The sequence below is a fragment of the Leisingera sp. NJS204 genome, from assembly GCF_004123675.1.
Taxonomy (GTDB): Bacteria; Pseudomonadota; Alphaproteobacteria; order Rhodobacterales; family Rhodobacteraceae; genus Leisingera.
Map to the genome: position 1 here is coordinate 21,769 of NZ_CP035418.1, position 13,614 is coordinate 35,382.

9 protein-coding genes and 4 pseudogenes are annotated in these 13,614 nt (G+C 62.7%); 6 read left to right on the plus strand and 7 right to left on the minus strand.

Annotation, left to right across the window (positions count from 1 at the left end; translation table 11 throughout):
• Positions 1–62: 62 nt before the first annotated feature.
• Together ETW24_RS20770 and ETW24_RS20775 are read right to left on the minus strand one after the other, a co-directional pair.
• Entirely contained in the window at positions 63–2,114 is a 2,052-nt protein-coding gene (locus ETW24_RS20770; RefSeq protein WP_129373014.1) for an FAD-binding oxidoreductase, read from the minus strand.
• Positions 2,115–2,177: 63 nt separating this feature from the next.
• A complete protein-coding gene (locus ETW24_RS20775) occupies positions 2,178–2,798 on the minus strand; it encodes a glutathione S-transferase family protein (RefSeq protein ID WP_129373015.1) in 621 nt (206 codons plus the stop codon).
• A gap of 145 nt (positions 2,799–2,943) precedes the next feature.
• Between ETW24_RS20775 and ETW24_RS20780 the strand changes: the two genes are divergently transcribed.
• The 6 genes from ETW24_RS20780 to ETW24_RS20805 all read left to right on the plus strand — a co-directional run bounded on the left by ETW24_RS20780 (position 2,944) and on the right by ETW24_RS20805 (position 8,699).
• Positions 2,944–3,831 (plus strand): LysR family transcriptional regulator, encoded by an 888-nt coding sequence (locus ETW24_RS20780; protein ID WP_129373016.1) that lies wholly within the window; start codon positions 2,944–2,946, stop codon positions 3,829–3,831.
• A gap of 323 nt (positions 3,832–4,154) precedes the next feature.
• Positions 4,155–5,291, plus strand: a complete 1,137-nt coding sequence (locus tag ETW24_RS20785; protein ID WP_129373017.1) for an ABC transporter substrate-binding protein — start codon at positions 4,155–4,157, stop codon at positions 5,289–5,291.
• Between the two features lie 67 nt (positions 5,292–5,358).
• On the plus strand, positions 5,359–6,279 hold the full coding sequence (locus tag ETW24_RS20790; RefSeq protein WP_129373018.1) for a branched-chain amino acid ABC transporter permease: 921 nt from the start codon (positions 5,359–5,361) through the stop codon (positions 6,277–6,279).
• The gene (locus tag ETW24_RS20795) at positions 6,276–7,265 is read left to right on the plus strand and encodes a branched-chain amino acid ABC transporter permease (RefSeq protein WP_129373019.1); all 990 of its coding nucleotides are present in this window, start codon (positions 6,276–6,278) and stop codon (positions 7,263–7,265) included. Before ETW24_RS20790 ends, ETW24_RS20795 begins: the two co-directional genes overlap by 4 nt.
• Positions 7,258–8,013: an ABC transporter ATP-binding protein gene (locus tag ETW24_RS20800; protein WP_129373020.1), complete on the plus strand. Its 756-nt coding sequence runs from the start codon at positions 7,258–7,260 to the stop codon at positions 8,011–8,013. The genes ETW24_RS20795 and ETW24_RS20800 overlap by 8 nt, the downstream gene beginning before the upstream one ends.
• On the plus strand, positions 8,010–8,699 hold the full coding sequence (locus tag ETW24_RS20805; protein ID WP_129373021.1) for an ABC transporter ATP-binding protein: 690 nt from the start codon (positions 8,010–8,012) through the stop codon (positions 8,697–8,699). Before ETW24_RS20800 ends, ETW24_RS20805 begins: the two co-directional genes overlap by 4 nt.
• Positions 8,700–9,696: 997 nt before the next feature.
• Here the strand turns inward: ETW24_RS20805 and tnpC are convergent.
• The 5 genes and pseudogenes from tnpC to ETW24_RS20830 form a co-directional block, all read right to left on the minus strand.
• Positions 9,697–11,464 (minus strand): annotated as a pseudogene (gene tnpC, locus ETW24_RS20815) (IS66 family transposase).
• Positions 11,465–11,551: 87 nt separating this feature from the next.
• A pseudogene (locus ETW24_RS20820) lies at positions 11,552–12,008 on the minus strand (transposase).
• A complete protein-coding gene (locus tag ETW24_RS24360) occupies positions 12,002–12,163 on the minus strand; it encodes a hypothetical protein (RefSeq protein WP_164982653.1) in 162 nt (53 codons plus the stop codon). The pseudogene ETW24_RS20820 and the gene ETW24_RS24360 overlap by 7 nt, the downstream one beginning before the upstream one ends.
• 20 nt (positions 12,164–12,183) lie before the next feature.
• Positions 12,184–12,303 (minus strand): annotated as a pseudogene (locus ETW24_RS25430) (transposase); the annotation flags it as partial.
• 194 nt (positions 12,304–12,497) lie between these two features.
• A pseudogene (locus ETW24_RS20830) lies at positions 12,498–13,520 on the minus strand (ISNCY family transposase); the annotation flags it as partial.
• Positions 13,521–13,614 lie beyond the last annotated feature (94 nt).

The window sequence follows — 13,614 nt, forward strand, 5'->3', positions numbered from 1 at the left end:
GGCGATCCTGGACAGTCTTGTCCAGAAAAATCGTGCGCAGTGGGGTCAGGAGCGGGGCCGGGTCACAAATCCAGTTCGATTGCACCAGTGGCAGGGACGGCACAGCAGATCAGAGCTTCACCCTCCACAGGTTCGGCAGAAGGCGGGGTTCGGTAGGCGAGCTTGCCTGCCAGCAGCCGGGTGCTGCAGCTGCCGCACTTGCCGGATCGGCAGCTGAATTCGGGCGTCAGGCCATGGTTTTCGGCCAGTTCCAGCAGGGTGCCGTCTGCAGGGGTCCATGGTTGTTCAAATCCGGATCTGGTGAAGCGGACAATGGCGGTTTCCGTTTCTGGCACGGTTTCATGGACAGGCGGGGCATCTGCGGTGCGCGCCAAGGCGGACGGCCCGAACGCCTCGGCGTGGATGTCCGCGTCATCAACCCCAAGACTGAGGAGGCCGTCATAGGCAGCTTGCATAAACCCGCCGGGACCGCAGAGATAGATATCAGCCCCTTCCTGCGGCAGCAGCTGTTGCAGGATTTCAGCATTGACCCGGCCTTCCAGATCGAAATCCCGACCCTCGGTTTCGCCCTTTGCAGGCGTGCTGATCAGGGAGAAATAGCGGATCTGCCCGCCAGAGGCCTGCTCCAATGCACGGAATTCGCGGGCAAAGGCGCGGTCCTGCACTGTGCGGGCTGCGTGCAGGATGGTGAGCGGGCGCAGATGCCGGATGCGCAGCCTCTCGCGGAGAACATGCCGGGCCATGGCGATCATCGGGGTGACGCCGACGCCGCCTGCGACCAGAAGTGCAGGACGCCGGTCTGAGGCATCCAGAAAGAACGCGCCCCGCGGGGCTTTGGCCTCGATCACCGAACCCGGCTGCAGGGCGTCATGCAGCAGGCGGGACACGGTGCCGTTTTCCTCGCGTTTGACCGAGATACGATAGTGGCCTTCGCCTGGTGCAGAAGACACGGTGTAAGTCCGCAACAGCGGTTTTTGAGCGCCGGGCGGCGTGGCGCGGAGGGTCAGGAACTGGCCAGCCTCAAACGGCAGCAGCGGGCCGCCATCCTCCGGTTGCAGATAAAAGGAGCGGATTGAGGTGCTTTCCTGTTCGACACGCGCAATCCGGAAGCGGCGCCAGGTGCTGCGCTGTGTTTCCAGGGTTTTGCGGGCCTCGGCCTCGGCCCAGGTATCCGTCAAACCTGAGTTGGGTGACAAATCACCGCGTTCGGCGCGGAATGGCAGAGCGCCCTCCAGCCAGACGCCTTGGCGCAGGGTGAAGCGCCAGCCGCGCTCGGCGCCGTGAAAGGCGGTGACATCCGGGTGGTCTTCGCCCAGCAGTTCAACCGTGCCGGTCAGCAGCAGCAGGCTGCCGGTGGTAAAATCCGCAAACGCCAGGCCCGCGCGCGGGTTCAGCAGGAAGTTTCCCAGCGTGTTGAAATGGTTGTTACCGGGAAAGTCGGGGATGGTGAGGGTGTTGCCGTCGATGCGGACAAAGCCGGGCCGCCCGCCCCGGTGCGAGACATCGACGCCTTCGCGTTCAGGGTGATCCGCTGCAGGCACATGGCTGGCGGCAAAGAACATGTCGGCATCGGAAATCAGCGCAGTATGGGCGCTGTCAAACCTGTCAAAGCGCTGCGGCTTGGCAGGCGGCTGCGGCTCAGCCGGCTTCAAGTCCCGCAGCTGGATGTATTGCGGGCAATTGCCAAAGGACTGATCGACCCGCAGGGTAAACCCGTTGCGCGCGGCAGCAATGACCCGGCCGTTGACCCGGTTGCGGCGGCGGCTGTGCAGCTCGATCCCCAACAGCCCCAAGGGGGCACCTTTGCGGATGGCGGCATGGACAGGATCCCCTGTGCCGTCGCTCAGCGAAACATGCAGATGCCGCGCATCCGGCGTTGCGGCAAAGCCGGGCGGGCCGCTCAGCAGGCTTGCCCAGGGCCAGCCCTGATGATCCACCGCGCCTGCCGCAAGAAACGGCAGCTGCGCATAAAATTCCCGGTGCTGATCGGGCATAAAGGGGCGGATCACCCGGCGGGCGAAGGCTTCCATTGCGTCGCGCTTGCCTGCGCGGCGCTGCATTTCCTGCTCGCCCTCATGAAAGGGAGAGGGGCTGTCTGCGTCAAAGGGAGTCATGGAAACCTCCTGTTTGCTGAAAGAAAGAGGCGGCAGCCGCCAAAGGAGCCGCCGCGCAAGGGGTCAGGCCGCGAGGCCAACCTTGGTGGCGGGCATCGGCTTGAAACCGTTCAGGCCTTCGATGCGGGCCAGATGGGCGCGCACATTCGGGTAGGGTTCCAGCGAGATACCGCCCTCGGGCGCGTGTGCCACATAAGAGTAGACCGCCACGTCGGCGATTGTGGGGGCGTCGCCGGCCAGGAAGCTGCGGCCCTCCATATGGGCATCGATCTTGCCCAGCACACGGGCGGCGACGGTGGCGCAGAACTCCGCGTCCAGGGCTGCGTTGAAGACGGTGATCAGCCGCGCTGCAGCGGGCCCAAAGGCAATTTCGCCTGCGGCCAAGGTCAGGAACTTCTGCACTTCCGCTTCCAGAACCGGATCGGACGGCAGCCAGGACGGCGCGTATTTGCGGGCGAGATAGACCAGAATGGCGTTGGAATCGGTGATGACGGTGCTGCCGTCCTCAATCACCGGGACCTGGCCGGCAGGATTCAGCGCCAGGAAGGCGGGCTGCTTGTGTTCGCCGCCTGCGAGGTCGACGTTGATCACCTCGTGGGCGATGCCGGCAAGATTGGCGAACAGCTCCACCCGGTGGGCGTGGCCGGAGAGGGGGAAGCTGTGAATGCGGATGGAATGCGACATGTTTCGGGGTCCTTTTCTGTGGCATGTGCCATGAGGTGTTGAAGACACAGGCAAGATAGCGGCCGCAGGCATAGGCGATAATATTCTCTTTTGGCGATTGATTGTGTATGCAGGGTTCATAAAACGCCGCGCCGGGGGAGACGTGATGGACAAATTGGACTGCATGCGCACCTTTGCCGCCGTTGCGGCGCAAAGCTCCTTTACCAGCGGTGCCTTGCAGCTGGGGATCAGCACCAAACTGGCCAGCAAATATGTCGCCCGGCTGGAGGAGCAGCTGGGTGCGCAGCTGCTGAACCGCACCACCCGCAAGGTGACGCTGACCGACACGGGCCGCGCCTATCTGGAGCGCTGCCTGCCGCTGCTGGATCAGTTCGACGAGCTGGAGGATGTGGTGCAGCTGCGCCAGCAAGAGCTGGCAGGCCCGGTCCGGATCACCGCCCCCACCGGCTTTGGCAGCCGCGAGCTGGTCGAAGCCCTGCAGCCGTTCCAGCAGATGCACCCCAATGTGACGGTTGAGCTGGTTCTGTCCGACCGCCATCTGCCTATCTTGGAGGAGGGGGTGGATCTGGCGGTCCGTTTTGGAACCCTCAAGGATTCGACGCTGGTAGCCCGAAAACTCTGCGCCATGCGGCTGGTGGTGGTGGCGTCGCCGGCCTATCTGGCGGCACAGGGCACCCCCGCCGAACCTGAAACACTGGCCACCCACAACTGCCTGCTGCAGATGACCTCGCCGCAGCCGGATGCCTGGACCTTTGGCCGCAAGGACCGGCAGCGTACCATAATTGTCGGCGGCAGCTTTCGCGCCAATTCACCGCGTGCGGTGGCCCATATGGCGTCCAGCGGCCTGGGGATTGCCCGTTGCCCGCACTATACTGCACTGCCGTTTCTGCAGGACGGCAGACTGCAAGTGCTGTTCGAAAAACAGGAAACCGACCCGATCACGCTCTACGCTGTTTACCCGCCCAGCCGCCATCTGACGGCGCGGATCCGCGCCTTGATCGACCATTTGGCGGCCTACTTTGGACCGGGCTGACCTAGGCGCGCAGCACGGTCCTGCCGGCCCTTCTTCATCTTTCTCCAAATACTCCGGGGAGCGCGAGGGGCTGGCCCCTCGCAGCCCGGGTCCGGTTTTCGGAACGGTTCCGGACCGGTAGGCAACATTGTTGCCCTATATATTTTATACTTGAAATAAATCTTCAAGCCTGCGTAGGCTCGTATCAAGGGCTGGCGGAAGATCAGCCGGGGAGATGCAGGCTGCAGCGGGTCTTGGCTTCTGCCGGGGCGGCGTTAAAGTCGCAAGCATTTGATCCAAAACCCTGGCTTCGGTCCAGGGTATGTTCTGGGAGGAAAGACGTAATGAAGACCATTCGGATGCTCGCCATGGCAGCAGCAGTCCCGGCGCTGGCGGCTGCGGCCCAGGCTGACACCAAGATCGGCATGATCACCACATTGTCCGGCGGCGGCGCGGGGCTGGGTGTGGACGTGCGCGACGGCTTTATGCTGGCAATCGAACAGGACGGCCGCGACGGTGTCGAGGTGGTGATCGAGGACGATCAGCGCAAACCCGATGCCGCGGTTCAGATCGCTGACCGGATGATCCAGTCCGAAAAGGTGGATATCCTGACCGGCATCATCTGGTCCAACCTGGCGATGGCGGTGGTGCCCGCTGCCACTGCGCAGGGTGTGTTCTACCTGTCGCCGAACGCCGGACCGTCGGCGCTGGCGGGCAAGCGCTGCCATCCGAACTACTTCAACGTTGCCTGGCAGAACGACAACCTGCACGAGGCCGCGGGTGCCTATGCCAATGAGGTAGATCTGAAAAACAGCTTCATTCTGGCGCCGAACTACCCGGCGGGCAAGGACGCGCTGACCGGCTACAAACGGATGTACGGCGGTGAACTGGCCGGTGAGATTTATACCAAGCTGGGTCAGACCGACTATGCTGCTGAGATCGCGCAGATCCGCGCCTCCGGTGCCGACTCGGTCTATTTCTTCCTGCCCGGCGGCATGGGGATTTCCTTCCTGAAACAATACGCTGGCAGCGGTGTGGACCTGCCGGTGGTTGGTCCTGCGTTCTCGTTCGATCAGGGCATCCTGCAGGCAGTGGGCGACGCCGCGCTGGGGGTCAAAAACACCTCGCAGTGGAACAAGGACATCGACAACGCGGCCAATGCCGGTTTTGTCGCGTCTTTTCAGGAAAAATACGGCCGTCTTCCCTCGCTTTATGCCAGCCAGGGCTTTGATACCGCCAACCTGATCCTGAGCGCATTGAACAAGGCTGAGGCCTCCGATGCGGATGCCTTCCGTGCAGCACTGAAGGCGGCAGAGTTCGCATCGGTCCGCGGCGATTTCAAATTCGGTGACAACCATCACCCGGTGCAGGACATCTATGTCCGCGAAGTGATCAAGGAAGGTGACGTCTTTACCAACAAGATCATCGCCACCGGGCTGAGCGACCACGCCGACGCTTACGCCGGCGAGTGCAAGATGTAAGACAGACCGTCAAACGGAGGCGCCACAGCGCCTCCGCCGCGGCAAAATTACCCCTTCGGAAATTCAAATGACCTATATTCTAGTTCTGGAGCAGATCCTGAACGGGCTGCAGTTCGGCGTCATGCTGTTTCTGATGGCCGCCGGGCTGACGCTGGTGTTCGGGGTGATGGGGCTGATCAATCTGGCCCATGGCTCGCTCTATATGGTGGGCGCCTTTGCAGCTGCCGCGGTGGCGGGCTGGACCGGCTCGTTCCTGCTGGCGCTGATCGCCAGCCTTGCCGCCGCCGCCGCAGCCGGGGCGCTGATGGAGCTGGTGGTGATCCGCCGCCTGTACCGGCGCGACCATCTGGACCAGGTGCTGGCGACATTTGCGCTGATCCTGATCTTTTCCGAAGGCACCCGCTGGCTGTTCGGATCTTTCCCGCTGTTTCTGGATGTTCCGTCTTATCTGTCGGGGCCGGTTACCCTGCCGGGCGGCATTGAATACCCGCTGTACCGGCTGGCGATCATCCTGATTGGGCTGGCCATCGCCGCGGGCCTGTTCCTGCTGATCGCCCGCACGCGAATTGGCATCCAGATCCGCGCAGGCGAAGCCGACCGCGAGATGATTGCCGCCCTTGGTGTCGATATCTCCAAACTCTACACGCTGGTGTTTGCCCTTGGCGCCGCACTGGCCGGTCTGGCCGGCGCGCTGGTGGGCGCGATCCAATCGGTGCAGGTCGGCATGGGCGAGCCGGTGCTGATCCTGGCCTTTGTGGTGATCGTCATCGGCGGCATCGGTTCGATCAAGGGCGCATTGGCCGGCGCGCTGCTGGTGGGGATGACCGACACGCTGGGCGGGGTGTTCCTGCCGCGGCTTTTCACCCTGTTCATGGAGCCTGCCAGTGCGGCCTCGGCGGGTGCGTCGCTGGCCTCGATGCTGATCTACATTCTGATGGCGGCGGTTCTGCTGGTGCGCCCCTCGGGCCTTTATGGAGGGAGCGCATGATGCTGACCCGCGAAACCCTGCTGAACTGGGCAATGATTGCGGCGCTGCTGATTGTTCCGCTGGCAGCGTGGAGCCTGGATGAGCCGTTCATCATCACCCTGGCAACCAAGGCTGCGATCCTGGCGCTGGCCGGGGTGGGGCTGAACATCGCGCTGGGGCAGGGCGGGCTGATCAGCCTGGGCCATGCGGCGTTTTTCGGCATTGGCGGCTATGCCATGGGCATCCTTGCCGCCCATGCGCAGAACTATGAGCCGCTGTTTGACTGGCCGTTCCTGTTTGAAGGCAGCAACCAGATGCCGCTGATCTGGCTGGTGGCGGTGGTGTTCAGCGCGCTTGCGGCGCTGGTGATCGGCGCACTGTCCTTGCGCACTTCGGGCGTCTATTTCATCATGATCACCTTGGCGTTCGGCCAAATGCTGTATTACTTCGCGATCAGCTGGAGCGCCTATGGCGGCGAGGACGGGCTGTCGATCTGGGTCAGGAATGACTTCCCGGGCCTGAACACATTGGACCCGATCCAGTTCTTTGCCATAGCCTATGTGATCCTGTGCGGCGCGCTGTTTTTTGCCGCCCGGCTTGCGCGCTCACCCTTTGGGCTGGCACTGGCCGCCGCGCGCCAGAACGAGGACCGGGTGGAGGCAGTGGGCCTTACGCCTTTTACCCTGCGGCTGACCGCCTTTGTGATTTCCGGTGCTGTCACCGGGCTGGCAGGGGCGCTGTTTGCCGATCTGAACCGGTTCGTCAGCCCCACCATGCTCAGCTGGCACACCAGCGGCGAGATCATGATTTTTGTAATCCTTGGCGGTGTCGGGCGGCTGTACGGGCCGGTGGCGGGCGCTGCGCTGTACATCCTCTTGGAGCATCTTCTGGGCGGGATCAGTGATTACTGGCAGATCTTCCTGGGCGTTTTGCTGCTTCTGATCGTGCTGTTTGCCCGCGGCGGGCTGATCGGAGCCATTGCCGGACGGGAGAAGGCGCATGGCTGAAACGGTTCTGAAAACCAAGTGCCTGAACAAGAGCTTTGGCGCGCTGCAGGCGAGCCGCGATGTGTCGCTGGACCTGCGGGCGGGCGAAATCCACGCGCTGATCGGCCCCAATGGCGCGGGAAAATCCACCCTGATCAAGCAGATCGCGGGCAATCTGGCGCCCGACAGCGGCTCGGTTGAGCTGCTGGAGCGTGATGTGACTGGGCTGAATACCGTTGCGCGGGCGCGGATGGGGCTGGGGCGGACGTTCCAGATCTCGGCGCTGGCGATGGACTACAGCGTCCTGCAGAACGCTGTGCTGGGCGCTTTGGGGGGCAGGGGCGGCCCGTTCCGGTTTTTCCGCAACGTGATGAAGGATCCGGAACTGCTGGAGCAGGCAGGCGACGCGCTGGAGCGGGTCGGGCTGGCACAGGACGCGCATCGCCGCACTGCCGACCTGTCGCACGGCCAGCGCCGCCAGTTGGAGGTCGCCGTGGCGCTGACGCTGCAGCCAAAATTGTTCCTGATGGATGAGCCGATGGCCGGGCTTGGGTCCGCAGGCTCCAAGGCGCTGACGGGCTTCCTTGACGGCTTGCGTCAGGAGGCGCCGATCCTTTTGGTGGAGCACGACATGGACGCGGTTTTTGCCCTGGCCGACCGGATCAGCGTACTGGTTTACGGCCAGATCATCGCAACCGGCACCGCGGACGAGATCCGCGCCAATTCCGATGTGCGCCGTGCCTATCTGGGAGAGGAGGACGCCGCATGAGCCTGCTGTCTTTACAAGGGGTTGAAGCCGCCTACGGCCCGGCGCAGGCGCTGTTCGGGGTCGATCTGGACATCGCCGAGGGCGAAGTGGTGGCGTTGATGGGCCGCAACGGCATGGGCAAATCCACCACCATCAAGACCATTTGCGGCATGCTTGCAGCCACCAAGGGAGAGCTGCGGTTTGACGGCCACGACCTGCGCCGGCTGCCCTCTTACAAGATTGCCCGGCTGGGTATCGGGCTGGTGCCCGAAGGACGGCGCTGCTTTGCGCCGCTGACGGTTGAGGAAAACCTGACGGCTGCAGCACGCCCTGGCCCGTGGGATTTCAAGAAAGCAGCAGAGCTGTTTCCGCGGCTGGAGGAACGGCGAAGCCAGAAAGCCGGATCGTTGTCGGGCGGCGAGCAGCAGATGCTGACCATAAGCCGCGCCTTGATGACCAACCCGCGTCTGCTGATCCTGGACGAGGCAACCGAAGGTTTGGCGCCTGTGGTCCGGCAAGAGATCTGGGCCGCGATTGGGCGCCTCAAGCGTGAGGCGGGGCTGGCCATTCTGGTGGTGGACAAGTCGCTGAAGGAGCTGTCGGCTATTGCAGACCGTGCGGTGATCCTGAACAAGGGCAGCAATGCTTGGGGCGGTGGCATCGGCCAACTGCCGGCAGAAGTGGCGGACCGGTTTCTAGGGGTTTAGATTGCAAACCCCATTCAGAAATGCCACTGGCCGCGCAAAGCAGGACTGTCACCGCCTAGCGCAACAGGAACAAGGCTTGGCAGCCCGGAGACCTCAAATACCGAAGGGCTGAAAAGCCTTACGGGTGAGAAGTGACGCGGTGGTATGCATTCAATCTCGAATTGCCGGCTTGAGCTCAAATTGGATGGCCTCAGGATATGGGCATATGTTAGCTTCGAAAGCTGTGATGCAACGAGCAGGTAGATGACTGTGCGACTTCTTCAGGTTTGGTCAGTTAGGTTGCTATTTTTCCTGGCTGGCCTTGCCTTTTCGCCTGCGTATGGAGAGCAAAACTCTCCGAACGAAACCGTCATCAGGTGCTACTTAAAGGGCTCAGAAGGTGAAGAGGTTCACGCAGTTCTTAGAACCATCGGAGAGGATATTAAGCTAAAAATCAATGAGTTGGAGATCCACAGAGTAACCCCTCTCTGGGACCATAGTCATTCTCCGAGCATTGCTGTTTCGAGTAATATGGATACTAGAGGTGTGTATACTCTAGCCATTCATAGAAACTTTTCCGACCGCACCCTATAGGCTTTGATCCAGACAATCCTCCAGCCACTCTGACGGTGCAACAAGCCGATGACGACGTTATCCCTACAGTTAAGTCGTTCCAAGGAACTTGCAGTTTCGACTAAATCTGAGAAGTCCGCGTTGCCGTCATTCGCTTGCCGGTCACCGCCTCCGACAATTCCTTTTTACGAGGCCTGGGCTTATACCCCATCTTCTCGGAATTGGTCCGCACCTTGGGCTTTGGCGGTGCTTTCTCCTGCATCTCTTTGACAAGGGCCAGACGGCAGCATGAGTGACCCGCTGTTCCATATCAAAGACCCTGTAGGGCAGGGTCGGCCTATCCAGCTAACCTCAAACCGGACATCGGTATCCACGTATTTGCCGACCAAAGCGCGTTAAAGCTCGTTCGCTTCCAGGTAAGCGGCGCCTGGAGGGCACCGGGCTTTCAGCTTGACAGCTGGAAGTTCCAGGGGAGGAGTTCATCGAGCCGGCTGGCAGGGTGACCTGCAGCGATGGCTTCGAGGGTGACCTTGAGGTAGGCGAAGGGCTCGACGCCATTGATCTTCGCCGTGGCAATGAGCGAAGCGATGCGGCCCCAAGCGCGGCCGCCTTCATCATGGCCGGCGAATAGCGCGTTCTTTCTTGTCAGGGCGATTGGGCGGATCAGGTTCTCGCACCACTGCCCGGCAGGCGATTGCGAAGCAATCTGCCGAAAGGGGGCATTAGAGTCGATCTCGACGCGGCCGTCGTGGAGGAAAGTCTGCAGCCCGTCCCACTGGCGGTGGATGTAGGCCAGCTTCTCCCCGAGACGCGACTTTGAGGAGATCCGGCGGCGCTGGCTTTGCAGCCACTCTCCGAACCCGGCAACCAGCGGCGCGGTGCGGGCTTGCCGGGCCGACAGCCGCTGGCCGGGGCCCATGCCGCGGATCTCACCCTCGATACGGTAGAGCTCCGCGATCCGGCGCAGCCCCTCGGCGGCGATCGTCATGCCGGAGGCGTGCTTCCAGCACGACGCCGTCGCGGGCGAAGACCTCCTTCAGCTTCCTGCGGGCATGCGCCCAGCAATGCGCGAAGGTGACCGGCGCGCCGCCTTTCCGCGAGGGGCGCGTCAGCCGGTTGTAGCCGGTATAGCCGTCTGTCACCCGGCAGGCGCATCCGCAGGATGCTGCCGGGAGGGCAGCTGCAGGATGCCGTCGAAGCCCTGCAGGATCAGTTCCGCGTTCTGCCCGGCGCGGCCGGGAGCATAGGTGAAGACCACGCCGGGCGGGTCATCGCCGCCCCATCCGCGGTCGTCCCGGGCCAGCGCCCAGAGATACCCGGTCTTTGTCCGGCCGCGGCCCGGGTCCAGGACCGGCGCCGTGGTCTCGTCTATTACCCGGCAGGCGCATGCGAAGCATGCTGCCGAGAGGCATGAACAGCTTGCCCGATCTTTTCAGGTGTTCGGCGAGCCGGTCGACTACGGGACCGAGGTGGAAGGCAGCTGTCCTCACCCAATCGGCGAGCGTGCTGCGGTGCAGATCGATCCCGGAGCGGGCCAGGATCTGGCTCTGGCGGTATAACGGCAGATGATCCGAGAACTTGCTGACCAGCACATGCGCGATGGCGCCCTCGGTCGGCAAACCGCCCTCGATCAGGTACGCGGGGGCTGGTGCCTGGGTGACGCCCTCTGCGCAGGCGCGGCAGGCATACTTGGGCCGGACAGTGCCCCCTCTCGTGCATGTAAACATGCACTGCCGGGCAGTGGATGACGCGGAGCTGCGCGGGAATAATATCCAGCCGCTCGGTGCGATCGTCACGCCGAAGGCGTGCCTGCGGCACGACGCCGATCCGGTGCATCTCGCCGCACCCGCATGGGCAGTCCAGGCTGGCCGGTTCGATCACCTTCTCGATCCGCGGCAGATCCTTGGGCAGATTGCCCCGGTTGCGGCGGGCTGCCTTGCGCGGCGCCGGACCGGTGGACGTCTGCGCGCCCTGCTGCGTCTCGGCCTCGGCCACTGCTGTCTCGAGATCCTCGAAAGCCAGCTGCCGGCCGCCATTGTTGCTCGGACCAATGGCGCATCAATGACTTGCTCCTCGCTCAGCCTCTCCGACCGCTTGCCATGCACGGCCTGGTTCAGCTCGGCGACGAGGTGCTCCAGGCGTTTGTTGGCCTCCCGAAGCACATCCCGCCCGCGCAACACTGCCAGAACAGCATCACGCTGGTCTTCTGGAATGACCGAGAGGTCGATGGGCGGGGTGTTGGACATGGCTGGACCATACCCTGATCGGCCCCTCTGGGAGCAGTCATTCCGCTGCCCGAGTCACTCTGCCACAGCCGGGCGGCGCTCTTCCAGGGACCGCACCCGCCGCCAGTCCGGCCCGGCAAGCAGCGCCTCGAATTGGGCACGGTTCAAGGTCATCGCCCCGTCGCGGATCGCGGGCCAGGTGAACGTGCTTTCCTCCAGCCGTTTGTATGCCATGACAAGCCCGCTGGGCTCCGCCCGTTCTTGCCTCAAACTGTCCCCCGGACAGTTTGCTGCGTTTCACGCAGGCCGGCGCAAACTCTCAGAACAGGATCTTCATCCTGTCCGCCCGTTTGGCGCGGAACACGAAGACCGTGCCCGTGAACGGATCTTCCGCCAGCGCTGACTGCACGAGCGCCGCCAGGCCGTCATGGCCTTTGCGGAGCGAGCCTTGGACGCCATTGGTTCGAGCCCAATGGCGAGCCACCGGCTTCGTTGCCACCAGTATCCGGACGCCCTGTGAGGGCATCAGCATGGCGTGGCCCCGAGCGCATGCACAATCTCGGCGATCCGCGCTGCGGGCGTGCCTGGCGCCAGCTCGATCCTGACTTCGCCCGAGACGATCCGGATCACCTCATCGGATGCCGCAATGTCCGGCTCCGGCTGCTCCTCCGGAACATCACAAACCACCAGCGGGCGAAGACCGGTTCGTCCGGCTCCGCCGCTGGCAACACCAGCTTCCCCTGCTTCGCCAGCCGGCGCCAAGCCGACAGCTGGTTTGGCAAGACTCCATACCGCGCCGCCACGCCATTCACAGTCGCACCCGGCTGGAGCGTGTCCGCCACTGCCTGGGCCTTGGCTTCATCCGGCCACCGCCGGTGGCCCGACGCGTAGATCTCCACGCCCAACGATTTGAGAAACGAATTTGTAGCGCACATTGCGAAACGCACTCCCCACTGTGAGATGTGCAAGATCTCGCAGCACGGGATGGGCGCTACAACGTGGGGCGCAAACGACGGTTACCTTCCAGCATGATCCGCTTGCGGTCATAGGAAAATGTGAGCTGCTTGCCGACATAGCGGTTCTCACGCCAGCACAGCACTTCCGCCAGCCGGTCCGGCTCGACATTCAGTGCCCGGTGCAGGTTGTCCGGTTTGGCCGGGGCCTTGGAAAATTTGGCGTTGTAGCGGGTTTTGAAGCCTTCAAGAAAGGCGTTTCCGGCCTCCATATCCGAAACACCGGCCAGTCTCAGTTCTTTGACTAGCCGATCCTGAAGCGTGCGGTTCGCACGTTCAACCCGGCCTTTGGCCTGAGAGCTGTTTGCGCAGAGGATCTCGATGTTCAGCTCATTCAGCGCGCGCCCGGACCGGGTCATGCCTGCGCCGTTCCTGGCATCGGTTTTAGCCACCCGGAACACAGTGTGCTTGTCGCTGTAAAAGGCCACCGGACGGCCATGCTGAACCAGATAACTTTCCAGTGCCTCGAAATAGCTGAAGGTGCTTTCCGACTTCACAAAACGCAATTCCATCAAGGTGCTGGTGGCATCATCAATGAAGACGAGCAGGGTGCAGGGCAGCGCGCGATCCTCAAACCAGCGATGATCGGAACCGTCGATCTGGATCAGCTCGCCATAACATTCCCGGCGCAGGCGCGGCTGGTGGAACTGGCGCCGCTGTTTGCGGGACAGCCAAAGGCCGTCTTTGATCATCCATTTGCGCAAGGTCTCGCGGGACACCTTGATCCCGTGATGCTCACCCAGCATCTCAGCCGCCAGCGCCGGGCCGAAATCAGAATAATTTTCTTTGATCAGGCTCAGAGCATAGTCACGCTTCGCTTTGTGAAACCGGTTGTTCGGAGGCTTGCCGCGCGCCTTGTGACGGATCGCGGATGCGCCGTCCTGGCGGCACCGCTTCAACAGCCGGAATATTTGCCGCCGTGTCAGATCCAGCAGGTTCGCCGCGTTATCAACTGTCAACCGGCCGTCATCGACCTGCGCCAGAACCTCAACGCGGTTCAACTCGCGCTCGCTCATCATCACCCATCCCATGTCCGCTCGTCCTCGCTGCCTTATGCGAGGAGAGTGACACTTCTGCTTTGCCAAAGGGTGACATTACTGCTTTGCGGCTGCAATGAAAAAGCCT

Excerpts from the sequence above, each read along its gene's own strand:
- ETW24_RS20790 (WP_129373018.1), top strand. The coding sequence starts at position 5,359 with ATGACCTATATTCTAGTTCTGGAGCAGATCCTGAACGGGCTGCAGTTC.
- ETW24_RS20795 (WP_129373019.1), top strand. The coding sequence starts at position 6,276 with ATGATGCTGACCCGCGAAACCCTGCTGAACTGGGCAATGATTGCGGCG.
- ETW24_RS20800 (WP_129373020.1), top strand. The coding sequence starts at position 7,258 with ATGGCTGAAACGGTTCTGAAAACCAAGTGCCTGAACAAGAGCTTTGGC.
- ETW24_RS20770 (WP_129373014.1), bottom strand. The coding sequence starts at position 2,114 with ATGACTCCCTTTGACGCAGACAGCCCCTCTCCCTTTCATGAGGGCGAG.
- ETW24_RS20775 (WP_129373015.1), bottom strand. The coding sequence starts at position 2,798 with ATGTCGCATTCCATCCGCATTCACAGCTTCCCCCTCTCCGGCCACGCC.
- ETW24_RS20785 (WP_129373017.1), top strand. The coding sequence starts at position 4,155 with ATGAAGACCATTCGGATGCTCGCCATGGCAGCAGCAGTCCCGGCGCTG.
- ETW24_RS20780 (WP_129373016.1), top strand. The coding sequence starts at position 2,944 with ATGGACAAATTGGACTGCATGCGCACCTTTGCCGCCGTTGCGGCGCAA.
- ETW24_RS20805 (WP_129373021.1), top strand. The coding sequence starts at position 8,010 with ATGAGCCTGCTGTCTTTACAAGGGGTTGAAGCCGCCTACGGCCCGGCG.